This is a genomic window from Pseudomonas sp. G7(2022) (assembly GCF_052660475.1).
The window spans coordinates 891,275-916,938 of the sequence record NZ_CP109659.1; the positions used below are offsets into that span (position 1 = coordinate 891,275).

A 25,664-nucleotide genomic window follows, 5' to 3' on the forward strand; every position below is an offset into this window, starting at 1 on the left:
TTAAGAATTACCGCAGTCAGCCACCACTGCTGCGGCAAAAAAATCCAAAGTTTCGGGAGAGTGAACATGGGCAAAATTATCGGTATCGACCTGGGGACTACCAACTCCTGCGTCTCCGTGCTGGAAAACGGTAAAGCCAAGGTTATTGAAAACGCTGAAGGCGCGCGCACCACGCCGTCGATCATCGCTTACGCCAACGATGGCGAAATCCTGGTCGGTCAGTCGGCCAAGCGTCAGGCTGTGACCAACCCGCACAACACCCTTTTCGCAGTGAAGCGTCTGATCGGTCGCCGCTTCGAAGAAGACGTTGTACAGAAAGACATCAAGCTGGTGCCTTACAAGATCGTCAAGGCCAACAATGGTGACGCCTGGGTCGAGGCCTCCGGCAAGCAGATGGCTCCGCCGCAAATCAGCGCCGAAGTTCTGAAAAAGATGAAGAAGACCGCCGAAGACTACCTCGGTGAAGCTGTGACCGAAGCGGTGATCACCGTTCCGGCCTACTTCAACGACAGTCAGCGTCAGGCAACTAAAGATGCTGGCCGCATCGCCGGTCTGGACGTAAAACGTATCATCAACGAACCAACCGCGGCCGCTCTGGCTTACGGTATGGACAAGGCCAAGGGCGATCACACCGTGATCGTTTACGACCTGGGTGGTGGTACCTTCGACGTTTCCGTGATCGAAATCGCTGAAGTCGACGGCGAGCACCAGTTCGAAGTACTGGCCACCAACGGTGACACCTTCCTGGGTGGCGAAGACTTCGACATGCGCCTGATCGACTACCTCGTCGACGAGTTCAAGAAAGAGTCCGGCATGGACCTGAAGAACGATCCACTGGCCCTGCAGCGTCTGAAAGAAGCCGCTGAGAAAGCCAAGATCGAGCTGTCTTCCTCTCAGTCGACCGACGTCAACCTGCCGTACATTACTGCAGACGCGACCGGTCCGAAGCATCTGAATGTGAAGATCTCCCGTGCCAAGCTCGAATCGCTGGTCGAAGATCTGGTGACTCGTACCATCGAGCCATGCCGCATTGCTCTGAAAGACGCCGGCATCGACGCCAGCAAGATTGACGACGTGATCCTGGTCGGCGGTCAGACCCGCATGCCAATGGTGCAGAAGGCTGTTTCCGACTTCTTCGGTAAAGAAGCCCGTAAAGACGTGAACCCGGACGAAGCTGTTGCCATGGGTGCTGCGATCCAGGGCGCCGTTCTGGCCGGTGACGTGAAAGACGTTCTGCTGCTCGACGTCAGCCCGCTGACCCTGGGTATCGAAACCATGGGTGGCGTGATGACCGCGCTGATCGAGAAAAACACCACGATTCCTACCAAGAAATCGCAAGTGTTCTCGACGGCCGACGACAACCAGGGCGCCGTGACCATTCACGTCCTGCAAGGCGAGCGCAAGCAAGCCGCACAGAACAAGTCCCTGGGCAAGTTCGACCTGGCCGACATTCCACCTGCTCCACGTGGTGTGCCGCAGATCGAAGTGACCTTCGACATCGACGCCAACGGCATCCTGCACGTAGGTGCGAAGGACAAGGCTACTGGCAAAGAGCAGAAGATCACCATCAAGGCCAACTCTGGTCTGTCGGATGAAGAAATCCAGAAGATGGTGCGCGACGCCGAGCTGAACGCCGAGGAAGACCGCAAGTTCGAAGAGCTGGCCGCTGCCCGTAACCAGGGTGATGCACTGGTTCACTCGACTCGCAAGATGATCGCTGACGCTGGCGACAAAGTGACTGCAGAAGAGAAGACTGCAATCGAAGCGGCCGTGGTTGCCCTGGAAGCCGCCGTCAAAGGCGACGACAAGGCTGCCATCGACGCCAAGGTTGAAGAACTGTCGAAAGTCTCTGCGCCGGTTGCCCAGAAGATGTACGCCGAACAGGCTCAGCCTGCTGAAGGCGCGGCACCGCACGACGAGAAAGCTGAAAAGGCTGACGATGTTGTCGATGCCGAGTTCGAAGAAGTCAAAGACCACAAGTAAGTTGTTGGTCGCCCGGTTGACTGCCTTGCGGCGGTGACTGGTAGGATGTCGCCGCGCGGGAGCTTGCTCCCGCGTTGGCGTATCTGGAATACGCGAATTTTTACAGCATGCGACAAGCTTCGTGTGTTAGCGGTATGGCCGGGAATGCTCCTGCTTTTCGCGCCGCAAATACCGCATGAACCAAAGACCAGGATCGTTGAATTGACGTGAGTTGGGTCCGGGCCTGCATTGGGGCTCAACGAGTTTGGCGAAGCTCAGGAGGGGTTTGCCGAACGTCCTTAAGAGTGCAAAGACTTATGGCAAAGCGTGACTATTACGAAGTGTTGGGTGTTGAGCGTGGCGCAAGCGACGCAGACCTGAAGAAGGCCTATCGCCGTCTGGCGATGAAGCATCACCCGGACCGTAATCCCGATGACAAAGCATCGGAAGAAATGTTCAAAGAGGCCAACGAGGCCTACGAAGTATTGTCCGATTCCAGCAAGCGCGCGGCCTACGATCAGTACGGCCATGCCGGCGTGGACCCAAGTATGGGTGGCGGCGGTGCCGGTTTCGGCGGTCAGAACTTCTCCGATATTTTCGGTGATGTCTTCAGTGACTTCTTTGGTGGCGGTCGCGGTGGTTCCCGTGGCGGCGCTCAGCGCGGTAGCGATCTGCGCTACACCCTGGAGCTGAACCTGGAGGAAGCGGTACGCGGTACGACCGTGAATATCCGCGTTCCGACACTGGTCAATTGCAAACCATGCGACGGTTCGGGTGCCAAGAAAGGTTCGTCCCCGTCGACGTGCCCGACTTGCGGCGGCATCGGCCAGGTGCGCATGCAGCAGGGCTTCTTCTCTGTACAGCAAACCTGCCCGCGCTGCCATGGCCAGGGCAAGATCATTTCCGATCCGTGCGACTCCTGCCACGGCGACGGTCGCGTCGAAGAGTACAAAACCCTTTCCGTCAAAGTGCCGGCCGGTGTCGATACCGGTGACCGCATTCGCCTGTCCGGCGAAGGCGAGGCGGGCACTCAGGGTGGTCCGACCGGCGACCTGTACGTGGTGATCAACGTTCGCGAGCACGACATCTTCCAGCGTGACGGCAAGCACCTGTTCTGCGAAGTGCCGATCAGCTTCGTCGACGCAGCCCTGGGTGGCGAGCTGGAAATTCCGACCCTTGACGGTCGCGTCAAACTGAAGATTCCGGAAGGGACTCAGACCGGCAAGCAGTTCCGCGTACGCGGCAAGGGCGTGGCGCCAGTGCGTGGCGGTGGTGCGGGCGATCTGATGTGCCGTGTGGCCGTCGAAACGCCGGTCAATCTGAACCGTCGTCAACGTGAGTTGCTCGAAGAGTTCCGCAGCTCCCTGGCCGACGACAACAGTCACTCGCCGAAAACCACCGGTTGGTTTGACGGTGTAAAACGCTTCTTCGGCGATCTGTAAGGAGTCGGCATGCGACGTATAGCTGTGATGGGCGCTGCCGGGCGCATGGGCAAGATTCTGGTCGAGGCGGTGCAGCAGCGCGCGCCGCTGACCGGTTTGACGGCTGCCATCGTTCGCCCTGGCAGTACGCTGATCGGGGTGGATGCCGGTGAGCTGGCTTCGCTGGGTCGAATCGGCGTGCCGCTGTCCGGGAATCTGGAGTCTGTGGCGCAAGAGTTCGATGTATTGATCGACTTCACCCTGCCGGAAGTCATGCTGAAAAACCTGGCTTTCTGTCGCAAGGCCGGCAAGGCGATGGTGATCGGCACGACCGGGCTGGACGCTGCGCAGAAGCAGTTGCTGGCCGAGGCGGGCAAGGATATTCCGATCGTGTTCGCCGCCAATTTCAGTGTCGGCGTCAACCTGTCGCTGAAGCTGCTCGACATGGCGGCGCGGGTGTTGGCGGAAGATGCGGACATCGAAATCATCGAAGCCCATCACCGGCACAAGATCGATGCACCGTCGGGTACGGCCCTGCGCATGGGTGAAGTGATTGCCAATGCACTGGATCGTGATCTGCAGAAAGTCGCGGTCTATGGTCGTGAAGGCCACACCGGTGTGCGTGAGCGTGAAACCATCGGTTTCGCCACTGTTCGCGGTGGTGATGTGGTGGGCGATCACACGGTGCTGTTTGCCTGCGAAGGCGAGCGACTGGAGATCACGCACAAGGCTTCGAGTCGCATGACGTTCGCCAAAGGTGCGGTGCGTGCGGCGTTGTGGCTGGACGGTCGCGAGCCTGGTTTGTACGACATGCAGGACGTGCTCGACCTGCATTGAGAGGTTCCGAAGCCGGCGCAAACGCCCTGTTTGTGCCGGTTTTACTCCGCCGAGCGACGCCCTGTCGCATTCTCCGGCCTTTCGGCCTCATTGGCGGTAGACCAAAAATCCCTTTTTCTGTAAGCTACAGCTTTAGTGTGTCCACTAAAAGCGCGCAGAATAATTCAGTGAAGAAGCGGGGTGACGTGTCCATACGTCACTCCGCTTTTTTACAACCTGCGATTGCCCTTTCATGCGTTATTTACGGGAGGTCTTCTTGACTAAGCCAGCCATACTCGCCCTTGCTGATGGCAGCATTTTTCGCGGCGAAGCCATTGGAGCCGACGGTCAGACCGTTGGTGAGGTGGTGTTCAACACCGCAATGACCGGCTATCAGGAAATCCTTACCGATCCTTCCTACGCCCAACAGATCGTTACCCTGACTTACCCGCACATCGGCAACACTGGCACCACGCCGGAAGACGCCGAGTCTGACCGCGTCTGGTCCGCTGGCCTGGTTATCCGTGACCTGCCGCTGGTAGCGAGCAACTGGCGTAACACGATGTCCCTGTCTGATTACCTGAAAGCCAACAACGTCGTGGCAATTGCCGGTATCGACACCCGCCGCCTGACCCGCATCCTGCGTGAAAAAGGCGCGCAGAACGGCTGCATCATGGCCGGCGACAACATTACCGAAGAAGCGGCCATCGCCGCGGCGCAAGGCTTCCCGGGCCTGAAGGGCATGGACCTGGCGAAAGTCGTCAGCACCAAGACCCAATACGAATGGCGCTCCACTGTCTGGGATCTGAAAACCGACAGCCACGCGACCATCGAAGCCTCCGAGCTGCCATACCACGTGGTTGCCTACGATTACGGCGTCAAGGTCAACATCCTGCGCATGCTGGTCGAGCGCGGCTGCCGCGTTACTGTCGTTCCTGCACAAACTCCGGCTGCCGACGTACTGGCCCTGAAGCCGGACGGCGTGTTCCTGTCCAACGGCCCTGGTGATCCGGAGCCTTGCGACTACGCAATCAAGGCCATCAAGGAAGTGCTGGAAACCGAAATTCCGGTCTTCGGCATCTGCCTCGGTCACCAGCTGTTGGCTCTGGCCTCCGGCGCCAAGACCCTGAAAATGGGCCACGGCCACCACGGTGCCAACCACCCGGTTCAGGATCTGGACACGGGTGTTGTGATGATCACCAGCCAGAACCACGGTTTTGCGGTTGACGAAGCGACCCTGCCAGCCAACGTCCGCGCGATTCACAAATCGCTGTTCGACGGCACCCTGCAAGGTATCGAGCGCACCGACAAGAGCGCGTTCAGCTTCCAGGGTCACCCTGAAGCGAGCCCGGGCCCGAACGATGTGGCCCCTCTGTTTGACCGCTTCATCAACGAGATGGCCAAGCGACGCTAAGCGCTCGCCTTGAGACTGTAGCGAGAAGCCCCTCGAGGGCGGCCCCGGAACCGGCGGCCCCCTCGGGACTTCAGAAATCGATCAAGACGGCTTGCCGACTGACCTGCGGATTTGAGTGACAAACCCATGCCAAAACGTACAGACATTAAAAGCATCCTGATTCTCGGCGCTGGCCCGATCGTTATCGGCCAGGCCTGCGAATTCGACTACTCCGGCGCCCAGGCCTGTAAAGCCCTGCGCGAAGAGGGTTACCGCGTCATCCTGGTGAACTCCAACCCGGCCACCATCATGACCGACCCGGACATGGCCGACGCCACCTACATCGAGCCGATCAAGTGGCAGACCGTTGCCAAGATCATCGAAAAAGAGCGTCCGGATGCGGTGCTGCCAACCATGGGCGGCCAGACCGCTCTGAACTGCGCCCTGGACCTGGAGCGCGAAGGCGTTCTGGAGAAATTCGGCGTAGAGATGATCGGCGCCAACGCCGACACCATCGACAAGGCTGAAGACCGTTCGCGTTTCGACAAGGCGATGAAAGCCATCGGCCTGGAATGCCCGCGTTCCGGTATCGCCCACAGCATGGAAGAAGCCAACGCGGTGCTCGAGCGCCTGGGCTTCCCGTGCATCATCCGTCCGTCCTTCACCATGGGCGGCACCGGTGGCGGTATCGCTTACAACCGTGAAGAATTCGAAGAAATCTGCGCCCGTGGTCTGGACCTGTCGCCAACCAAGGAACTGCTGATCGACGAATCCCTGATCGGCTGGAAAGAATATGAAATGGAAGTTGTCCGCGACAAAAAGGACAACTGCATCATCGTCTGCTCGATCGAAAACTTCGACCCGATGGGCGTGCACACCGGCGACTCGATCACTGTCGCTCCGGCCCAGACCCTGACCGACAAGGAATATCAGATCCTGCGTAACGCCTCGCTGGCGGTACTGCGCGAGATCGGCGTCGAGACTGGCGGTTCCAACGTCCAGTTCGGTATCTGCCCGGACACCGGCCGCATGGTTGTGATCGAAATGAACCCGCGTGTATCGCGTTCGTCGGCCCTGGCTTCGAAAGCCACCGGTTTCCCGATTGCCAAGGTCGCGGCCAAACTGGCGGTCGGCTACACCCTTGACGAGCTGTCGAACGACATCACCGGCGGCAAGACCCCGGCGTCCTTCGAACCTTCCATCGACTACGTTGTGACCAAGCTGCCGCGCTTCGCTTTCGAGAAGTTCGCCAACGCTGACGCGCGCCTGACCACTCAGATGAAGTCGGTCGGTGAAGTCATGGCCATCGGCCGTACCTTCCAGGAATCTCTGCAGAAAGCCCTGCGCGGTCTGGAAGTGGGCGTTTGCGGTCTGGACGAGAAAGTCGACCTGAGCAATCCGGAAAGCATGAGCGTGCTCAAGCGCGAGCTGACCGTGCCGGGTGCCGAGCGTATCTGGTACGTGGCGGACGCTTTCCGCGCCGGCATGACCGTCGAAGAAATCTTCGGCATGAACATGATCGACCCGTGGTTCCTGGTGCAGATCGAAGATCTCATCAAGGATGAAGAAAAGGTCAAGACCCTCGGTCTGTCCGCTATCGACCGCGACCTGATGTTCAAGCTCAAGCGTAAAGGTTTCTCCGATCAGCGTCTGGCCAAGCTGCTGGGCGTCACCGAGAAGAACCTGCGCACTCATCGTCAAAAACTGGAAGTGTTCCCGGTCTACAAGCGCGTCGATACCTGCGCCGCCGAGTTCGCCACCGACACCGCTTACCTGTACTCGACTTACGAGGAAGAGTGCGAAGCGGCGCCGTCCGGTCGCGACAAGATCATGATTCTGGGTGGTGGTCCAAACCGTATCGGTCAGGGCATCGAGTTCGACTACTGCTGCGTACACGCCGCTCTTGCCCTGCGCGAAGACGGCTACGAAACCATCATGGTCAACTGCAACCCGGAAACCGTTTCCACTGACTACGACACTTCCGACCGTCTGTACTTCGAGCCGGTGACTCTGGAAGACGTGCTGGAGATCTGCCGCGTCGAGAAGCCGAAAGGCGTGATCGTCCAGTACGGCGGCCAGACGCCTCTGAAGCTGGCTCGCGCCCTGGAAGCAGCCGGCGTGCCGATCATCGGCACCAGCCCTGACGCCATCGACCGTGCCGAAGATCGTGAGCGCTTCCAGCAGATGGTTGAGCGCCTGAACCTGCGTCAGCCGCCAAACGCTACCGTGCGCAGCGAAGACGAAGCTGTTCGCGCTGCCGCGAAGATCGGTTACCCGCTGGTGGTGCGTCCGTCCTACGTACTGGGCGGCCGGGCGATGGAAATCGTCTACAAGGAAGAAGAGCTCAAGCGCTACCTGCGTGACGCGGTGCAAGTGTCGAACGACAGCCCGGTGCTGCTCGACCACTTCCTCAACTGCGCCATCGAGATGGACGTGGATGCGGTCTGCGACGGCAAAGACGTAGTGATCGGCGCGATCATGCAGCACATCGAGCAAGCGGGCGTTCACTCCGGTGACTCCGCGTGCTCGTTGCCGCCGTACTCGCTGCCGGCGCACATCCAGGACGAGATGCGCGAGCAGGTCAAGAAAATGGCCCTGGAACTGGGCGTGGTCGGTTTGATGAACGTTCAGCTGGCGCTGCAAGGCGAAGACATCTACGTCATCGAAGTCAACCCGCGTGCTTCCCGTACCGTACCGTTCGTGTCGAAGTGCATCGGTGTTTCCCTGGCGATGATTGCTGCCCGCGTGATGGCTGGCAAGACTCTGAAGGAAATCGGCTTCACCAAGGAAATCATTCCGAACTTCTACAGCGTGAAAGAGGCGGTGTTCCCGTTCGCCAAATTCCCTGGTGTTGACCCGATCCTCGGCCCAGAGATGAAGTCCACCGGTGAAGTGATGGGCGTCGGCGACACCTTCGGCGAAGCCTTTGCCAAAGCCCAGATGGGCGCCAGCGAAGTGCTGCCGACCGGCGGTACCGCATTCATCAGCGTGCGTGACGACGACAAGCCACTGGTTGCAGGTGTGGCCCGCGATCTGATCAACTTGGGCTTCGAAGTGGTCGCCACTGCCGGGACTGCCAAGCTCATCGAAGCGGCTGGCCTGAAAGTGCGTCGTGTGAACAAGGTGACCGAGGGGCGTCCGCACGTGGTCGACATGATCAAGAATGACGAAGTCACGCTGATCATCAACACCACTGAAGGTCGTCAGTCGATCGCCGACTCTTACTCCATTCGTCGTAACGCCTTGCAGCACAAGATCTACTGCACCACCACCATTGCTGCTGGCGAAGCCATCTGCGAAGCGCTGAAGTTCGGTCCCGAGAAGACCGTGCGCCGCTTGCAGGATCTACACGCAGGATTGAAGGCATGAATAAATACCCAATGACCGTCCAGGGCGCGAAAGCCCTGGAAGAAGAACACGCTCATCTGACCAAGGTCGTTCGTCCGAAGCTCAGCCAGGACATCGGTACGGCCCGCGAGTTGGGTGACTTGAAGGAAAACGCCGAATACCATGCCGCCCGCGAACAGCAGGGCATGGTCGAGGCGCGGATCCGTGACATCGAAGGTCGCATGCAGAACGCGGTGATCATCGACGTGACGACCATTGCGCACACCGGCAAAGTGATTTTCGGCACTACCGTCGAGATCGCCAACGTCGAGACTGATGAAAGCGTGACTTACCAGATCGTTGGTGAAGACGAGGCGGACATCAAGCTCGGCAAGATTTCGGTCGGCTCGCCGATCGCCCGCGCCTTGATTGCCAAGGAAGAGGGCGACACGGTCGTCGTGAAAACGCCCGGCGGCGATATCGAGTATGAGATTGTCGAAGTCCGTCACATCTGAAACAGGGCGCCCGCTGCATGCGGGCGCCATGCTCTGGCAGCTGACCCAGATGTTGTGGGTCGGCGGTTTATGGCTGGTGCACCTCGGTCTGCGGCCGGTGTTGGGCCAGATAGGTCTCGCACCGCTGCTGATCGACGAGGTCGCCAGTGCATTTGAAGTGCCGGTGGTGGGTTTTGCTGCCGCGTGCGTGATTTTTCAGGCTTTGGTGCTGGTACGGACCGAAGGCCTGGGCAGTCTATGGCGGGATTTTCGCGGACAGGTGCTGCTGATGGCGTTGTATGCGAGTGCGATGTATGTCGCAGTGCGTGTCGGCTGGCCGGATGCGCAGCGCTGGCAAGTGTTCAGCTATCTTGTTCTGGGCTTTTCCGGGCTGGTTCTGGTGATGCAGCCGGTGCCGGGGTGGAGTGGCAGGGTGCGCGAAGCACACCCTTGACCCTTTTCATCACTTGAAGCGATGAACGTTCGACAGCTGCTTGTTGACGCTGAAGTTCTTGCGGTAGATCAGGGCCATTTTGCCGATGACCTGAACCAGATCGGCCTTGCCGACCTTGCACAGCTCCGCAATGGACGCCAGGCGCGCCTCACGATCGAGGATGTTGAGCTTGATCTTGATCAGCTCGTGGTCCGCCAGCGCGCGTTCGAGTTCGGCTAAAACACCCTCAGTCAAACCGTTGTCAGCCACAGTCAAAACTGGTTTGAGGTGGTGGCCAATGGATTTGTACTGTTTCTTCTGCTCTGGAGTGAGCGGCATAATCTGACCCTTTCGTCTGGATTCTGTAAAATGGCGGCCATTTTACCCGAGGGCTCGTGGATCCGCCCAATTAATCACGACCCTAATCAACGAGGTGCCCAATGGCGCGTTCCAAGACAAGCCTTGGTTGGCTGAAACGACATGTCAACGATCCTTATGTGAAGCAGGCGCAGAAGGATGGCTACCGCTCGCGTGCGAGTTACAAGCTTCTGGAAGTCCAGGAAAAATACAAATTGATCCGCCCAGGCATGAGCGTGGTCGACCTGGGCGCGGCGCCCGGTGGCTGGTCGCAGGTCACCAGTCGGCTGATCGGTGGCCAGGGGCGCCTGATCGCCTCGGACATCCTGGAAATGGACAGCATTCCGGACGTGACCTTCATTCAGGGGGATTTCACTCAGGACGAAGTACTCGCTCGAATCCTTGAGGCTGTGGGTAATTCGCAGGTGGACCTTGTGATTTCCGATATGGCCCCCAATATGAGTGGTACGCCTGCCGTAGATATGCCCAAAGCCATGTTTCTTTGCGAGCTGGCTCTTGATCTGGCAGAGCGGATACTAAAGCCGGGCGGCAATTTTCTGATCAAGATTTTTCAGGGAGAAGGGTTCGATACTTACCTGAAGGACGCTCGCAAGAAGTTCGACAAGATCCAGATGATCAAGCCGGACTCTTCCCGCGACAGCTCCCGCGAGCAATACATGCTGGCTTGGGGCTACCGCGGCGGTGGCGAGTAAAACGAGGTTTTTTGGCGGGGTGATAGGTTTTTCGTATTTCGCCCCGCGTGCATTAGCGAATATTGTGTAGAAAGTGTTTCACAAAGGGTTACAGACGGCGCCTGCCAGAGCTGTAGGTAATGTAGTAAGTTAGGCCGGTGAATATCATGCGAAGCGCGCGCCAGTAGCGGAGCTTGCTTCAGAGGGTAGTTAATTGAACGATATGGCAAAGAATCTGATCCTGTGGTTGATCATCGCGGCAGTCCTGGTGACGGTGATGAACAACTTCTCCAGCCCTAACGAGCCGCAGACCCTCAACTATTCCGACTTCATCCAGCAGGTCAAGGATGGCAAGGTCGAGCGCGTGGCCGTCGATGGCTACGTGATTACCGGCAAGCGCAACGATGGCGACAGCTTCAAGACCATTCGTCCGGCAATTCAGGACAATGGCCTGATCGGCGACCTGGTCGACAACCACGTCGTGGTCGAAGGCAAGCAGCCTGAACAGCAAAGCATCTGGACCCAGCTTCTGGTGGCCAGCTTCCCGATCCTGGTCATCATCGCGGTGTTCATGTTCTTCATGCGCCAGATGCAAGGCGGTGCGGGCGGCAAGGGTGGGCCGATGAGCTTTGGCAAGAGCAAGGCGCGCCTGCTGTCCGAAGATCAGGTAAAAACCACGCTGGCTGACGTTGCCGGTTGCGACGAAGCCAAGGAAGAGGTTGGCGAGCTGGTCGAGTTCCTTCGTGATCCGGGCAAGTTCCAGCGTCTCGGTGGCCGCATCCCGCGCGGTGTACTGATGGTTGGTCCCCCGGGTACTGGTAAAACCTTGCTGGCCAAGGCGATTGCCGGCGAAGCCAAAGTGCCGTTCTTCACCATTTCCGGTTCCGACTTCGTTGAAATGTTCGTCGGCGTCGGTGCCAGCCGCGTTCGTGACATGTTCGAACAGGCCAAGAAACACGCACCCTGCATTATTTTCATCGACGAGATCGACGCCGTTGGTCGCCATCGTGGCGCTGGCATGGGTGGCGGTCACGACGAGCGCGAGCAGACCCTCAACCAGTTGCTGGTCGAGATGGACGGCTTCGAAATGAATGACGGCATCATCGTCATCGCCGCAACCAACCGTCCTGATGTGCTGGACCCGGCTCTGCTGCGTCCTGGTCGTTTCGACCGCCAGGTGGTGGTCGGTCTGCCGGACATCCGTGGTCGCGAACAGATCCTCAAGGTCCACATGCGTAAAGTGCCAATGGGTGATGACGTAGCTCCGGCCGTTATCGCACGTGGTACTCCGGGCTTCTCCGGTGCTGACCTGGCTAACCTGGTCAACGAGGCTTCACTGTTCGCTGCTCGTGCCGGCAAGCGCATCGTCGAGATGAAAGAGTTCGAACTGGCGAAAGACAAGATCATGATGGGTGCCGAGCGCAAATCCATGGTCATGTCCGAGAAAGAAAAGCAGAACACCGCTTATCACGAAGCCGGCCACGCTATCGTCGGTCGCGTCGTGCCCGAGCATGATCCGGTCTACAAAGTGTCGATCATTCCTCGCGGACGTGCGCTGGGTGTGACCATGTTCCTGCCGGAAGAGGATCGCTACAGCCTGTCCAAGCGTGCGTTGATCAGTCAGATCTGCTCGCTGTACGGCGGCCGTATCGCCGAAGAAATGACATTGGGCTTCGACGGGGTGACTACAGGCGCCTCCAACGACATCATGCGTGCCAGTCAGATTGCGCGGAACATGGTGACCAAGTGGGGTCTGTCTGAAAAACTCGGTCCGTTGATGTATGCGGAAGAAGAAGGCGAGGTGTTCCTCGGTCGTGGCGGTGGCGGTCAGAACGCCAGCTTCTCGGGCGAAACGGCCAAACTGATCGACTCGGAAGTGCGCAGCATCATCGATCAGTGCTACGGCACCGCCAAGCAGATCCTCACGGACAACCGTGACAAGCTCGACGCCATGGCTGATGCCTTGATGAAGTACGAGACCATCGATGCCGAACAGATCGACGACATCATGGCGGGTCGTACGCCGCGCGAGCCGCGCGACTGGTCGGGTGGTACTGGTACGCCTCCTCCGGTCGTTCAGGATGAGCGTCCGGAAACACCGATTGGCGGTCCGGCTGCTGACGTTTAAGGTTTGAAATGACTTCTGTACAGTCCCTGACCCGGTTGCCTTGCGGCAACCGGGTTCTTGATTTGGCCCGGACGCATGTCATGGGCATTCTCAATGTCACTCCCGATTCCTTTTCCGATGGCGGTCGATACAGTCAGCTTGATGCAGCCTTGCGTCATGCCGAGGCAATGGTGTCTGCCGGTGCAACGCTGATTGACGTTGGCGGTGAGTCAACCCGTCCGGGTGCTCGTGCGGTTTCTCCTCTCGAGGAGCTTGAGCGAGTGGCGCCGATCGTCGAGCTGATCAATCGCGAACTCGATGTGATCATTTCGGTCGATACATCCACTCCGGCTGTCATGCGGGAAACCGCGCGTCTGGGGGCCGGCCTGATCAATGATGTGCGATCGTTGCAGCGTGATGGTGCGCTGGATGCAGCGGCGGCCACCGGGTTGCCGGTCTGCCTGATGCATATGCTGGGAGAGCCCGGCAACATGCAGGACAATCCGCACTATCAGGATGTCACTCGTGAAGTGGGTGAGTTTCTCGCCGAGCGTATGGAGCGATGCGCTTCGGTCGGCATACCCGCCGAACGGATCATCCTTGATCCTGGCTTCGGTTTCGCAAAAACCCTTCAGCACAATCTAAGCTTGTTCAGGCACATGGAAGCCCTCCATGCATTGGGTCGACCTCTGCTGGTGGGTGTTTCGCGAAAAAGCATGATCGGACAGGCCCTGAATCGCCCCGTGGGTGAGCGTCTGTATGGTGGTCTGGCACTGGCCGCACTGGCATCAGTCAAAGGTGCACGTATATTGCGCGTCCATGATGTGGCAGAAACGGTGGATGTCGTGCGCATGATCGCGGCCGTGGAATCAGCCGAATAAGAATGATGGAGCACTTATGAGCAAGAAATACTTTGGTACCGACGGTATTCGTGGTCGCGTCGGTGAGTACCCGATCACTCCGGACTTCATGCTCAAGCTCGGCTGGGCTGCCGGCATGGCCTTCCGAAAAATGGGCGCCTGCAAGGTGCTCGTCGGCAAAGACACGCGAATTTCCGGTTACATGTTCGAATCGGCGCTGGAAGCCGGTCTGACATCGGCCGGCGCCGATGTAATGTTGCTCGGCCCGATGCCGACACCTGCCATTGCTTACCTGGCGCGTACCTTCCAGGCTGAAGCCGGTATTGTGATCAGTGCTTCGCACAATCCTCACGATGACAATGGCATCAAGTTTTTCTCCGGCAGGGGCACCAAGTTGCCGGACGAGTTGGAGCTGATGATCGAGGAACTGCTCGATACGCCAATGACCGTTGTCGAGTCGAGCAAGATCGGCAAGGTATCGCGAATCAACGATGCCTCCGGCCGTTATATCGAATTCTGCAAGAGCAGTGTACCGACCAACACCAGCTTTGCCGGTCTCAAGGTCGTGATCGACTGTGCGCACGGTGCGACCTACAAGGTCGCGCCAAGTGTGTTCCGCGAACTGGGTGCTGAGGTCGTCGTGTTGTCCGCGCAGCCCAACGGGCTGAACATCAACGACAACTGTGGTTCGACCCATATGGGGCCGTTGCAGGCGGCGGTGCTTGCCGAGCACGCTGATTTGGGGATTGCGTTCGATGGTGACGGTGACCGCGTGCTGATGGTCGACCATACCGGTGCGATAGTCGACGGTGACGAACTGATCTTCATCATCGCCCGCGATCTGCATGAGCGTGGCAAGCTGCAGGGCGGCGTGGTCGGCACGCTGATGAGCAACCTTGGCCTGGAGCTGGCTCTGGCGGATCTGGGTATTCCTTTCGTGCGTGCCAATGTCGGCGACCGTTATGTGATTGCCGAATTGCTGGAGCGCAACTGGCAGGTTGGTGGCGAGAACTCGGGGCATGTCGTCTGCTTTAATCACACCACTACGGGGGATGCGATCATCGCTGCATTGCAGGTGTTGATGGCACTCAAGACTCGCAATGAAGGTCTTGCTCAAACCCGACAGGCCCTGCGCAAGTGTCCGCAAGTGCTGATCAATGTCCGATTTGGCGGTGGCGACAGTCCGCTCGAGCACCCGGCTGTCAAGGAAGCCAGCAAGCGAGTAACCGAGGCGATGGCGGGTCGTGGGCGTGTGCTTCTGCGCAAGTCCGGGACAGAGCCTCTGGTGCGCGTCATGGTCGAGGGTGAGGATCAAACCCAGGTTCGCGGCTATGCCGAAGAACTGGCAAAACTGGTAACTGAAGTTTCTGCCTGATACGGCTTGCCAGTCGTGATTGTGTTGGGTAACATCTGCGCCCACTTTGACCGACGAGGTACAGCATGCGTCGCCCTATGGTAGCTGGTAACTGGAAGATGCACGGTACCCGCGCCAGCGTCGCTGAGCTGATCAACGGCCTTCGTCATCTGGCCTTGCCAAGCGGTGTTGATGTCGCGGTATTCCCGCCTTGCCTGCATATCAATCAAGTGATTGATGGCTTGAAAGGAAAGTCGATTTCGGTCGGCGCGCAGAACTCTGCGGTGGAGTCGATGCAAGGTGCGCTGACAGGTGAAATTGCACCGAGTCAGTTGGTGGATGCAGGATGTTCCCTGGTGCTTGTAGGGCACTCCGAACGCCGCCAGATCATGGGCGAGCGAGACGGGATGCTGAATCGCAAGTTCGCAGCGGCGCAGGCATGTGGCTTGATTCCGGTGTTGTGTGTGGGGGAGACCCTGGAGCAGCGTGAAGCCGGAAAAACTCTTGAAGTTGTCGGGCGTCAGCTGGGCAGCATTATTGAGGAGTTGGGCGTTGGTGCCTTTGCCAATGCAGTGATCGCATACGAGCCGGTCTGGGCCATTGGCACCGGGCTGACTGCAACGCCGCAACAGGCTCAGGATGTGCATAAGGCCATTCGTGAGCAGTTGGCGGCAGAGAATTCTGAAGTCGCACGAGGCGTGCGGCTTCTATACGGCGGCAGCGTGAAGGCGGCCAATGCGGTCGAACTGTTCGGCATGCCGGATATCGATGGGGGGCTCATTGGTGGAGCTTCCCTGAATGCAGATGAGTTCGGTGCGATTTGTCGCGCCGCGGGAAACTGAAAAAATGCTGGAAACAGTCGTAGTCGTTTTTCATCTGCTGGGTGCATTGGGCGTAGTTGCTCTGGTTTTGCTGCAGCAGGGTAAAGGTGCGGATGCTGGCGCGTCTTTCGGAGCAGGTGCTTCAAATACTGTGTTCGGAAGCCAAGGTTCCTCTACCTTTCTTAGTAAGTTTACTGCTATACTTGCCGCCGGTTTCTTCATAACCAGCTTGGGGTTAGGATACTTTGCTAAAGAGAAAGCTCATCAGCTGACTCAGGCAGGTTTGCCAAACCCGGCAGTGTTGGAAGTTCCAAAGCAACAACCGGCTTCTGATGATGTCCCGGTGCTTCAAGAGCAAAAGTCGGCTACTCCAGCGACTGACGTACCTCCAGCTCAAGAGCAGAAGTAAGAAGGGTTTCAAACGTAGTTTTGCCGAGGTGGTGGAATTGGTAGACACGCAACCTTGAGGTGGTTGTGCCCATAGGGTGTAGGGGTTCGAGTCCCCTTCTCGGTACCAATTAGTCAGGAGAGCCCGCTGTTGCGGGCTTTCTTGCAGGTGGAAGGTTACATTGACCCTTTCAGGGATCGGTCGTATACTTCCGCCCCAGCTTTGTCGCGGGGTGGAGCAGTCTGGTAGCTCGTCGGGCTCATAACCCGAAGGTCGTCGGTTCAAATCCGGCCCCCGCAACCAGTTTAAGGAGCCCCTTTTAAGGGGCTTTTTGTTAGCTGGACACTTTCAACGCCGCTGTTCGACGGCGTTTCAAGGATGGGCGTTTCGCCCATTTTTTTATTTTGCAAAGCATGCACATACATGCACGAGGGGGTTCAGGTGTCGAGCAAGCTAGAAGAGTTGCAGGCCTTGTTGGCCCCGGTGGTCGTGGCCCTGGGCTATGAATGCTGGGGTATTGAGTTTTCGGCTCAAGGTCGCCACTCAATGTTGCGCGTTTATATCGATAAGGAAGGCGGCGTGCTGGTGGACGATTGCGCCATCGTCAGCCGTCAGATCAGCGGTGTGCTGGATGTTGAAGATCCGATATCCGTTGAATACACCCTTGAAGTTTCCTCGCCAGGCATGGAACGCCCACTGTTCACTCTTGAGCAGTTTGCCAAATATGTCGGTGAACAAGTGAAGATCAAGCTGCGCTCGCCTTTTGAAGGACGACGCAACTTTCAGGGCCTTCTGCGCGGTGTAGAAGAACAGGATGTCGTGGTGCAGGTAGATGACCATGAGTTCCTGTTGCCGATCGATATGATCGACAAGGCCAACATTATTCCCAGTTTTGACTGAGACGCGGATCCCGCGGATCCAATGGCTTGCGAAAGGCGAGGCGTACGATGAGCAAAGAAGTACTGCTGGTTGTTGAGTCGGTATCCAATGAAAAGGGCGTACCGGCAAGCGTAATTTTTGAAGCGCTGGAGCTGGCTCTGGCCACTGCTACCAAAAAGCGTTTTGAAGACGAAGTTGATCTGCGTGTGGAAATCAATCGCCACACCGGTTCTTACGAAACTTTCCGTCGCTGGACGGTCGTCGAAGAGAATGATCTCGATGATCCGGCCATTGAAACCTGGCCAAGCAAGGTTGCCGAAACGCATCCTGGCGCCAAGGTTGGTGACGTCGTTGAAGAAAAGATCGAATCCATCGAGTTCGGCCGCATCGCTGCGCAGACCGCCAAGCAGGTCATCGTGCAGAAAGTGCGCGAAGCCGAGCGCGCTCAAGTGGTTGACGCCTATCGCGAGCGCCTGGGAGAAATCATCTCCGGCACCGTGAAGAAAGTGACCCGCGACAACGTGATCGTCGACCTGGGTAATAACGCCGAGGCGTTGCTGGCCCGTGAAGACATCATTTCTCGCGAAACCTTCCGTGTTGGCGTGCGTCTGCGTGCGCTGCTCAAGGAAATCCGCACCGAGAACCGTGGCCCTCAGCTGATCCTGTCGCGTACCGCGCCGGAAATGCTGATCGAGCTGTTCCGTATCGAAGTGCCGGAAATCGCTGAAGGCCTCATCGAAGTCATGGCCGCTTCCCGTGATCCGGGTTCGCGGGCCAAGATTGCCGTCCGTTCCAAGGACAAACGCATCGACCCGCAGGGCGCGTGCATCGGTATGCGCGGTTCGCGCGTCCAGGCCGTGTCGGGCGAGTTGGGTGGCGAGCGTGTCGATATCGTCCTGTGGGACGACAACCCGGCGCAGTTCGTGATCAATGCCATGTCGCCGGCAGAAGTGGCGGCCATCATCGTTGACGAAGATGCCCACGCCATGGACATCGCCGTTGGCGCAGACAATCTGGCTCAGGCCATCGGTCGTGGTGGTCAGAACGTGCGTCTGGCGAGCCAGCTGACTGGCTGGACCCTGAACGTGATGACCGAATCGGACATCCAGGCTAAGCAACAAGCGGAAACCGGCGACATCCTGCGCAACTTCATCGACGAGCTGGAAGTCGACGAAGAGCTGGCTCAGGTGCTGGTAGACGAAGGCTTCACCAGCCTGGAAGAGATTGCCTACGTACCGTTGGAAGAAATGCTCAACATCGACGGCTTTGACGAGGAGATCGTCAACGAGCTTCGCGCTCGTGCCAAGGATCGCTTGTTGACCAAAGCCATCGCTACTGAGGAAAAGCTGGCAGACGCCCATCCGGCCGAAGACCTGCTCTCGCTTGAGGGTATGGACAAGGATTTGGCGATGGAACTGGCGGTGCGCGGCGTAATTACCCGCGAAGACCTGGCCGAGCAGTCTATTGACGACCTGCTCGACATCGACGGCATTGACGATGATCGTGCCGGCAAGTTGATCATGGCCGCCCGAGCCCACTGGTTCGAGTAATTAGGCGCGGCCTGAGGAGAGAAATGCATGACGCAAGTCACGGTGAAACAACTGGCCGATGAGGTCAAAACACCGGTAGAGCGCCTGTTGCAGCAGATGCGTGAGGCAGGTCTGCCGCACACCGCCGCCGAAGAACATGTGACTGACAGTGAGAAGCAATCCCTGCTGACTCACTTGAAGAGCAGCCACAAGGCGAAAGTGGAAGAACCACGCAAGATCACGCTGCAGCGTAAAACCACCAGCACCCTGCGTGTGGCTGGCAGCAAAAGCATCAGCGTTGAAGTCCGCAAGAAGAAAGTTTTCGTACAGCGTAGCCCGGAAGAAATCGAAGCCGAGCGCAAGCGTGAACTGGATGAGCGTCGCGCAGTAGAGAATGCTGCCCGTCAAAAGGCTGAAGAAGAAGCCCGTGTTCGCGCTGAAGAAGAAGCGCGTCGCCAGCCTGCTGCACCGACCGCTTCTGCCGAGCCTGTTGCTGCGCCTGCGCCAGCCGCTGAACCTGTGCGCGAAGCTGCGCCGGTTGTGGCTGCTGCGCCCGCTGCCGACACTCGCAAGCGTGACGAACAGCGCCGTCCGGACAAACCACGTGCCGACGATAACAACCGTCGTGGGGGTGGTGATGGCGAGCGCAAGAATGCTCCGCATCGCGCTTCGGTCAAGGAAAAGGCACCGGCTCCACGTGTGGCGCCACGCACCACCGACGAAGAAAGCGATGGCTTCCGTCGCGGCGGTCGCGGCAAGGCCAAGCTGAAGAAACGCAACGCCCACGGTTTCCAGAGCCCGACCGGCCCTGTCGTGCGTGAAGTGAAGATCGGCGAAACCATCACTGTTGGCGATCTCGCTCAGCAGATGTCGGTGAAGGCTGCTGAAATCATCAAGTTCATGTTCAAACTGGGTACTCCAGCGACCATCAACCAGGTGCTTGATCAGGAAACTGCTCAGCTGGTAGCCGAAGAACTGGGCCACAAAGTGACCCTGGTCAGCGACACTGCCCTTGAAGATTCCCTGGCCGAGTCCCTGAAGTTTGAAGGTGAAGCGGTTCCTCGTGCGCCGGTCGTGACCGTAATGGGTCACGTTGACCACGGCAAGACCTCGCTGCTCGACTACATCCGTCGTGCCAAAGTTGCTGCTGGCGAAGCCGGCGGTATCACCCAGCACATCGGTGCTTACCACGTTGAAACCGAACGCGGCATGGTCACCTTCCTCGACACCCCGGGTCACGCCGCGTTTACCGCAATGCGTGCCCGTGGTGCCAAGGCGACCGACATCGTGATCCTGGTGGTTGCGGCGGACGACGGCGTGATGCCACAAACCATCGAAGCTGTTCAGCATGCTCAGGCGGCTGGCGTTCCTCTGGTGGTTGCGGTGAACAAGATCGACAAGCCGGGTGCTGATCTCGATCGCATCCGCAGCGAACTGTCGGCTCACGGTGTGACCTCCGAAGAGTGGGGTGGCGACACTCCATTCGTTCCGGTCTCGGCGAAGATGGGTACCGGCGTCGACGAACTGCTTGAAGCTGTTCTGCTGCAAGCCGAAGTTCTCGAACTGACTGCCACTCCATCGGCCCCTGGCCGTGGTGTCGTGGTTGAATCGCGTCTGGACAAGGGCCGTGGCCCGGTAGCGACTGTTCTGGTTCAGGACGGTACGCTGCGTCAAGGCGACATGGTGCTGGTCGGCTCGAACTACGGCCGTGTACGCGCCATGCTCGACGAGAACGGCAAGCCGATCAAGGAAGCGGGCCCGGCCATTCCGGTCGAGATCCTCGGCCTGGACGGTACGCCTGACGCTGGCGACGAGATGAGCGTGGTTGCCGACGAGAAGAAAGCCCGTGAAGTGGCTCTGTTCCGTCAAGGCAAGTTCCGCGAAGTCAAACTGGCTCGCGCTCACGCCGGCAAGCTGGAAAACATCTTCGAAAGCATGGGTCAGGAAGAGAAGAAGACGCTCAACATCGTCCTCAAATCCGACGTCCGTGGCTCGCTGGAAGCTTTGCAGGGTGCTCTGAACGGCCTGGGCAACGACGAAGTGCAAGTGCGTGTGGTCGGTGGCGGTGTCGGTGGTATCACCGAATCCGACGCCAACCTGGCACTGGCTTCCAACGCTGTACTGTTCGGCTTCAACGTGCGTGCCGATGCCGGCGCACGGAAGATCGTCGAGCAGGAAGGTCTGGACATGCGTTACTACAACGTAATCTACGACATCATCGAAGACGTCAAGAAAGCCCTGACCGGTATGCTTGGCAGCGATGTTCGCGAGAACATCCTCGGTGTGGCCGAAGTACGTGACGTGTTCCGTTCGCCTAAGTTCGGCGCTATCGCCGGCTGCATGGTGATCGAGGGTACCGTTCACCGTAACCGTCCGATCCGCGTACTGCGTGAAGACATCGTTATCTTCGAAGGCGAGCTGGAATCCTTGCGTCGCTTCAAGGATGACGCTTCCGAAGTGCGTGCCGGCATGGAATGCGGTATTGGCGTGAAGAGCTACAACGACGTCAAAGTCGGTGACAAGATCGAAGTCTTCGAGAAGGTTCAGGTTGCTCGCAGCCTCTGACTCGTGCACTTCAAGGGCCACGTCGGGCCGCCGCATGAAAATGCGCGGCACGGCGTCAGGACTCTAAACGCAACGCCCGGTCTGGCTTTTTGTCAGGCCGGGCGTTTGCCGCTTTCAGACCTTGCGGGTTTCACCGCGGGGCAGTAACAGGTAACAAATCATGGCAAAAGAATACAGCCGTACCCAACGAATCGGCGATCAGATGCAGCGTGAGCTGGCCCAACTGATCCGTCGTGAAGTCAAAGATCCGCGTGTCGGCCTGGTCACCATTACCGCTGTTGATGTCAGCCGTGACGTTGGTCACGCGAAGATCTTCATCACCGTGATGGGGCAGGACAACGCCGAAGACATCGCGCAAAGCATCAAGGTGCTCAATGCTGCCGCCGGTTTCCTGCGCATGCAGCTGGCTCGTGAAATGAAGCTGCGCAGCGTGCCTCAATTGCACTTCCACTACGACGAAAGTGTCGCCCGTGGCGCGCACCTGTCGGCTCTGATCGAGCGAGCGGTGGCCGAAGACAGTCAGCACGAAACTGCTGCACCCGAAGACACCAAGGAGTAACTCGGTGGCTCAGGTCAAACGTATCCGTCGTAACGTCAGTGGCATCATCCTGCTCGACAAGCCGCTGGGGTTTACCTCCAACGCCGCGTTGCAGAAGGTTCGCTGGCTGCTCAACGCCGAGAAGGCCGGTCACACCGGCAGTCTCGACCCACTGGCTACCGGCGTGTTGCCGCTGTGCTTTGGCGAGGCGACCAAGTTCTCGCAGTATCTGCTTGATTCCGACAAGGGTTACGAAACCCTGGCGCAACTGGGCAAGACCACCACCACGGCAGACGCCGAAGGCGAGGTTTTGCAGGAGCGTCCGGTGACCGTTGGTCAGGCCGACATTGAAGCGGTCCTGCCGAAATTTCGCGGTCAAATCAGTCAGATACCGCCGATGTACTCCGCTCTCAAGCGTGATGGCCAGCCGCTGTACAAGCTGGCCCGTGCAGGCGAAGTAGTGGAGCGCGAACCGCGTTCTGTTACTATTGCGCGCTTGGAATTGCTGGCCTTCGAAGGCGATACTGCGCGTCTGGCGGTGGATTGCAGCAAGGGCACCTATATTCGTACCCTGGTGGAGGATATCGGTGAGCAACTCGGTTGTGGTGCATACGTCGCTGAATTGCGCCGTACCCAGGCCGGGCCTTTCACCCTGGCGCAGACCGTGACCCTCGAAGAGCTTGAAGCGGTACATGCCGAAGGCGGCAACGAAGCGGTCGACCGCTTCCTGATGCCATCGGACAGCGGCCTGCAGGATTGGCCACTGCTGCAGTTCTCGGAAGCGAGCGCGTTCTACTGGCTCAACGGCCAGCCGGTACGTGCCCCGGATGCTCCGAAGTTCGGCATGGTGCGGGTACAGGATCATAACGGTCGCTTCATCGGTATCGGTGAAGTGAGCGAAGACGGGCGGATCGCGCCGCGTCGACTGATTCGGTCAGAATGACCGAACGAGTGTGGCTGTTAACAGGCACGGTCACTACTCATTTATAGATACAGGGATTTGTCCCTGGCCTGTTGAAACCGTTTCTGAAACGGTTTCCTGATAAAAGGATTGCCTCATGGCTCTCGACGTTCAAGAAAAAGCCCAAATCGTAGCTGACTACCAGCAAGCTGTTGGTGACACTGGTTCGCCAGAAGTGCAAGTTGCACTGCTGACCGCCAACATCAACAAACTGCAAGGTCACTTCAAGGCCAACGGTAAAGACCACCACTCCCGTCGTGGTCTGATCCGCATGGTTAACCAGCGTCGCAAGCTGCTGGACTACCTGAAAGGCAAGGACCTGAGCCGTTACAGCGCTCTGATCGCTCGCCTGGGTCTGCGTCGCTAATCAGCGATTGCGCTAGAGGTTGGTTGTCTGTCTTGCGTCAACGGGATTCCCGCTGGCGCATGGCAGGCTCCCAGCCTCAAGTTTTATCTGAACTACCGTTTTACCCGGACAATCAGCGGGCCGATTCCCGACGTTGCCCAAGAATTTCGCAAGAAACCAGTTCCCCCAAGAGCCACAAAGAAGGTAGGACACCGTGAACCCGGTAATCAAAAAATTCCAGTTCGGTCAGTCGACCGTTACCCTCGAGACTGGCCGTATCGCCCGTCAGGCCTCCGGCGCAGTATTGGTCACCGTTGACGACGACGTCAGCGTGTTGGTGACCGTAGTCGGTGCCAAGCAAGCCGATCCGGGCAAGGGCTTCTTCCCTCTGTCCGTTCATTACCAGGAAAAGACTTACGCTGCCGGCAAGATCCCTGGCGGTTTCTTCAAGCGTGAAGGCCGTCCTTCCGAGAAAGAAACCCTGACTTCCCGACTGATCGACCGTCCGATCCGTCCGCTGTTCCCTGAAGGCTTCATGAACGAAGTGCAGGTTGTCTGCACCGTGGTTTCCACCAGCAAGAAGACCGATCCGGACATCGCTGCGATGATCGGTACCTCGGCTGCCCTGGCGATCTCCGGCATTCCGTTCGACGGCCCGATCGGCGCCGCTCGCGTTGCTTTCCACGAAAGCACCGGTTACCTGCTGAACCCGACTTACGAGCAGCAAGCTGCCTCGAGCCTGGACATGGTCGTTGCCGGTACTTCGGACGCTGTACTGATGGTTGAATCGGAAGCCAAAGAGCTGACCGAAGATCAGATGCTGGGCGCGGTACTGTTTGCTCACGACGAGTTCCAGGTCGTGATCAACGCTGTAAAAGAACTGGCTGCCGAAGCTGCCAAGCCAACCTGGACCTGGGCACCGGCTCCAGAGGCCACCGAGCTGCTGGCCGCTATCCGCTCCGAGTTCGGCGAAGCGATCTCCCAGGCTTACACCATCACCATCAAGGCCGACCGTTATGCGCGTCTGGGCGAGCTGCGTGACCAGGTCGTTGCCAAGCTGTCCGGTGAAGAAGGCCAGCCTTCGGCTTCCGACGTCAAAGCCGCTTTCGGCGAAATCGAATACCGCACCGTTCGCGAAAACATCGTTAACGGCAAGCCACGTATCGACGGTCGTGACACCCGCACCGTACGTCCGCTGAACATCGAAGTCGGCGTTCTGCCGAAGACTCACGGTTCGGCACTGTTCACCCGTGGCGAAACCCAGGCTCTGGTGGTCGCGACGCTGGGCACCGCCCGTGACGCACAACTGCTGGACACTCTGGAAGGCGAGAAGAAAGACCCGTTCATGCTGCACTACAACTTCCCTCCGTTCTCGGTGGGCGAGTGTGGTCGCATGGGGGGCGCCGGTCGTCGCGAAATCGGTCACGGCCGTCTGGCCCGTCGCTCGGTTTCGGCCATGCTGCCAGCCGCTGACGTATTCCCGTACACCATCCGTGTGGTATCGGAAATCACCGAATCCAACGGTTCGAGCTCGATGGCTTCCGTTTGTGGTGCTTCCCTGGCCCTGATGGACGCCGGCGTTCCGATGAAGGCACCGGTTGCCGGTATCGCCATGGGTCTGGTTAAAGAAGGCGAGAAATTCGCTGTTCTGACCGACATCCTGGGTGACGAAGACCACCTGGGCGACATGGACTTCAAAGTGGCCGGTACCGCCAAAGGTGTGACCGCGCTGCAGATGGACATCAAGATCAAGGGCATCACCGAAGAGATCATGGAAATCGCTCTGGGCCAAGCCCTGGAAGCGCGCCTGAACATCCTCGGTCAGATGAACCAGATCATCGGCCAGTCGCGTACCGAACTGTCGGCCAACGCTCCGACCATGATCGCGATGAAGATCGACACCGACAAGATCCGTGACGTTATCGGTAAAGGTGGCGCGACCATCCGTGCGATCTGCGAAGAGACCAAGGCTTCGATCGACATCGAAGACGACGGCTCGATCAAGATCTTCGGCGAAACCAAGGAAGCGGCTGAAGCAGCACGTCAGCGCGTTCTGGGTATCACCGCAGAAGCCGAGATCGGCAAGATCTACGTCGGCAAGGTTGAGCGCATCGTCGACTTCGGCGCATTCGTCAACATCCTGCCAGGCAAGGATGGTCTGGTTCACATCTCGATGCTGAGCGACGCTCGCGTTGAGAAAGTGACCGACATCCTGAAAGAAGGCCAGGAAGTGGAAGTGCTGGTACTGGACGTGGACAACCGCGGCCGTATCAAACTGTCCATCAAAGACGTGGCAGCGGCCAAGGCTTCGGGCGTTTAATCACCCCATAGCTTTAGCGCAATGAAAATGCCCCGCCGTGAAAACGGCGGGGCATTTTGTCCGTGAAATATCGAGTCATTCGGCGAAGTTGCCGACCTGCA

General features: G+C 58.5%; 21 protein-coding genes and 2 tRNA genes. 22 read left to right on the plus strand and 1 reads right to left on the minus strand.

The genetic code is table 11. The features are described 5' to 3' along the window. Nucleotides 1–66: 66 nt before the first annotated feature. From dnaK to NE357_RS03915, 7 genes are all read left to right on the plus strand, one after another. The gene (gene dnaK, locus NE357_RS03885; RefSeq protein WP_169428799.1) at nucleotides 67–1,983 is read left to right on the plus strand and encodes a molecular chaperone DnaK; all 1,917 of its coding nucleotides are present in this window, start codon (nucleotides 67–69) and stop codon (nucleotides 1,981–1,983) included. 296 nt (nucleotides 1,984–2,279) lie between these two features. After that, complete coding sequence (gene dnaJ / locus NE357_RS03890) at nucleotides 2,280–3,404, plus strand: molecular chaperone DnaJ (protein WP_169428800.1); 1,125 nt, start codon at nucleotides 2,280–2,282, stop codon at nucleotides 3,402–3,404. 9 nt (nucleotides 3,405–3,413) lie between these two features. Beyond that, entirely contained in the window at nucleotides 3,414–4,220 is an 807-nt protein-coding gene (gene dapB / locus NE357_RS03895; RefSeq protein ID WP_169428801.1) for a 4-hydroxy-tetrahydrodipicolinate reductase, read from the plus strand. Between the two features lie 256 nt (nucleotides 4,221–4,476). Then, nucleotides 4,477–5,613 carry a glutamine-hydrolyzing carbamoyl-phosphate synthase small subunit gene (gene carA / locus NE357_RS03900; protein WP_169428802.1) on the plus strand — a complete coding sequence of 379 codons (1,137 nt, stop codon included), beginning with the start codon at nucleotides 4,477–4,479 and terminating at the stop codon, nucleotides 5,611–5,613. 126 nt (nucleotides 5,614–5,739) lie between these two features. Then, entirely contained in the window at nucleotides 5,740–8,961 is a 3,222-nt protein-coding gene (carB, locus tag NE357_RS03905) for a carbamoyl-phosphate synthase large subunit (protein ID WP_085711853.1), read from the plus strand. Continuing rightward, entirely contained in the window at nucleotides 8,958–9,434 is a 477-nt protein-coding gene (greA, locus tag NE357_RS03910) for a transcription elongation factor GreA (protein ID WP_085729545.1), read from the plus strand. Before carB ends, greA begins: the two co-directional genes overlap by 4 nt. A 28-nt stretch (nucleotides 9,435–9,462) precedes the next feature. Continuing rightward, nucleotides 9,463–9,867: an MFS transporter gene (locus NE357_RS03915; RefSeq protein WP_169428803.1), complete on the plus strand. Its 405-nt coding sequence runs from the start codon at nucleotides 9,463–9,465 to the stop codon at nucleotides 9,865–9,867. A 9-nt stretch (nucleotides 9,868–9,876) separates the two neighbouring features. Here the strand turns inward: NE357_RS03915 and NE357_RS03920 are convergent, their stop codons facing one another. Continuing rightward, a complete protein-coding gene (locus NE357_RS03920; protein WP_085698388.1) occupies nucleotides 9,877–10,185 on the minus strand; it encodes a YhbY family RNA-binding protein in 309 nt (102 codons plus the stop codon). 101 nt (nucleotides 10,186–10,286) lie between these two features. Here NE357_RS03920 and rlmE point away from each other — a divergent pair, with 101 nt between their 5' ends. The 15 genes from rlmE to pnp all read left to right on the plus strand — a co-directional run bounded on the left by rlmE (nucleotide 10,287) and on the right by pnp (nucleotide 25,563). Beyond that, entirely contained in the window at nucleotides 10,287–10,916 is a 630-nt protein-coding gene (rlmE, locus tag NE357_RS03925; protein ID WP_169428804.1) for a 23S rRNA (uridine(2552)-2'-O)-methyltransferase RlmE, read from the plus strand. Nucleotides 10,917–11,118: 202 nt separating this feature from the next. After that, complete coding sequence (gene ftsH / locus NE357_RS03930) at nucleotides 11,119–13,023, plus strand: ATP-dependent zinc metalloprotease FtsH (protein WP_169428805.1); 1,905 nt, start codon at nucleotides 11,119–11,121, stop codon at nucleotides 13,021–13,023. A gap of 8 nt (nucleotides 13,024–13,031) precedes the next feature. Next, complete coding sequence (gene folP, locus NE357_RS03935) at nucleotides 13,032–13,883, plus strand: dihydropteroate synthase (protein ID WP_169428806.1); 852 nt, start codon at nucleotides 13,032–13,034, stop codon at nucleotides 13,881–13,883. 16 nt (nucleotides 13,884–13,899) lie between these two features. After that, nucleotides 13,900–15,237: a phosphoglucosamine mutase gene (glmM, locus tag NE357_RS03940; protein WP_169428807.1), complete on the plus strand. Its 1,338-nt coding sequence runs from the start codon at nucleotides 13,900–13,902 to the stop codon at nucleotides 15,235–15,237. Between the two features lie 65 nt (nucleotides 15,238–15,302). Next, nucleotides 15,303–16,058, plus strand: a complete 756-nt coding sequence (gene tpiA / locus NE357_RS03945) for a triose-phosphate isomerase (protein ID WP_003221542.1) — start codon at nucleotides 15,303–15,305, stop codon at nucleotides 16,056–16,058. 4 nt (nucleotides 16,059–16,062) lie between these two features. Continuing rightward, the gene (gene secG, locus NE357_RS03950; protein ID WP_011332406.1) at nucleotides 16,063–16,446 is read left to right on the plus strand and encodes a preprotein translocase subunit SecG; all 384 of its coding nucleotides are present in this window, start codon (nucleotides 16,063–16,065) and stop codon (nucleotides 16,444–16,446) included. A gap of 22 nt (nucleotides 16,447–16,468) precedes the next feature. Beyond that, a tRNA-Leu gene (locus tag NE357_RS03955) sits at nucleotides 16,469–16,554 on the plus strand. A 97-nt stretch (nucleotides 16,555–16,651) separates the two neighbouring features. Beyond that, nucleotides 16,652–16,728: transfer RNA gene (locus NE357_RS03960), tRNA-Met, on the plus strand. Nucleotides 16,729–16,866: 138 nt separating this feature from the next. Next, nucleotides 16,867–17,325: a ribosome maturation factor RimP gene (gene rimP, locus NE357_RS03965; protein ID WP_039769696.1), complete on the plus strand. Its 459-nt coding sequence runs from the start codon at nucleotides 16,867–16,869 to the stop codon at nucleotides 17,323–17,325. Between the two features lie 47 nt (nucleotides 17,326–17,372). After that, nucleotides 17,373–18,854, plus strand: a complete 1,482-nt coding sequence (gene nusA / locus NE357_RS03970; RefSeq protein ID WP_169428808.1) for a transcription termination factor NusA — start codon at nucleotides 17,373–17,375, stop codon at nucleotides 18,852–18,854. 27 nt (nucleotides 18,855–18,881) lie between these two features. Further along, a complete protein-coding gene (gene infB, locus NE357_RS03975) occupies nucleotides 18,882–21,398 on the plus strand; it encodes a translation initiation factor IF-2 (protein ID WP_169428809.1) in 2,517 nt (838 codons plus the stop codon). 160 nt (nucleotides 21,399–21,558) lie between these two features. Further along, nucleotides 21,559–21,957 carry a 30S ribosome-binding factor RbfA gene (gene rbfA, locus NE357_RS03980; protein WP_085698395.1) on the plus strand — a complete coding sequence of 133 codons (399 nt, stop codon included), beginning with the start codon at nucleotides 21,559–21,561 and terminating at the stop codon, nucleotides 21,955–21,957. Between the two features lie 4 nt (nucleotides 21,958–21,961). Next, a complete protein-coding gene (truB, locus tag NE357_RS03985) occupies nucleotides 21,962–22,879 on the plus strand; it encodes a tRNA pseudouridine(55) synthase TruB (RefSeq protein WP_007953739.1) in 918 nt (305 codons plus the stop codon). A gap of 115 nt (nucleotides 22,880–22,994) precedes the next feature. Next, nucleotides 22,995–23,264 carry a 30S ribosomal protein S15 gene (gene rpsO, locus NE357_RS03990; RefSeq protein ID WP_085698397.1) on the plus strand — a complete coding sequence of 90 codons (270 nt, stop codon included), beginning with the start codon at nucleotides 22,995–22,997 and terminating at the stop codon, nucleotides 23,262–23,264. A 193-nt stretch (nucleotides 23,265–23,457) separates the two neighbouring features. Then, nucleotides 23,458–25,563: a polyribonucleotide nucleotidyltransferase gene (gene pnp, locus NE357_RS03995; protein WP_007953735.1), complete on the plus strand. Its 2,106-nt coding sequence runs from the start codon at nucleotides 23,458–23,460 to the stop codon at nucleotides 25,561–25,563. Nucleotides 25,564–25,664 lie beyond the last annotated feature (101 nt).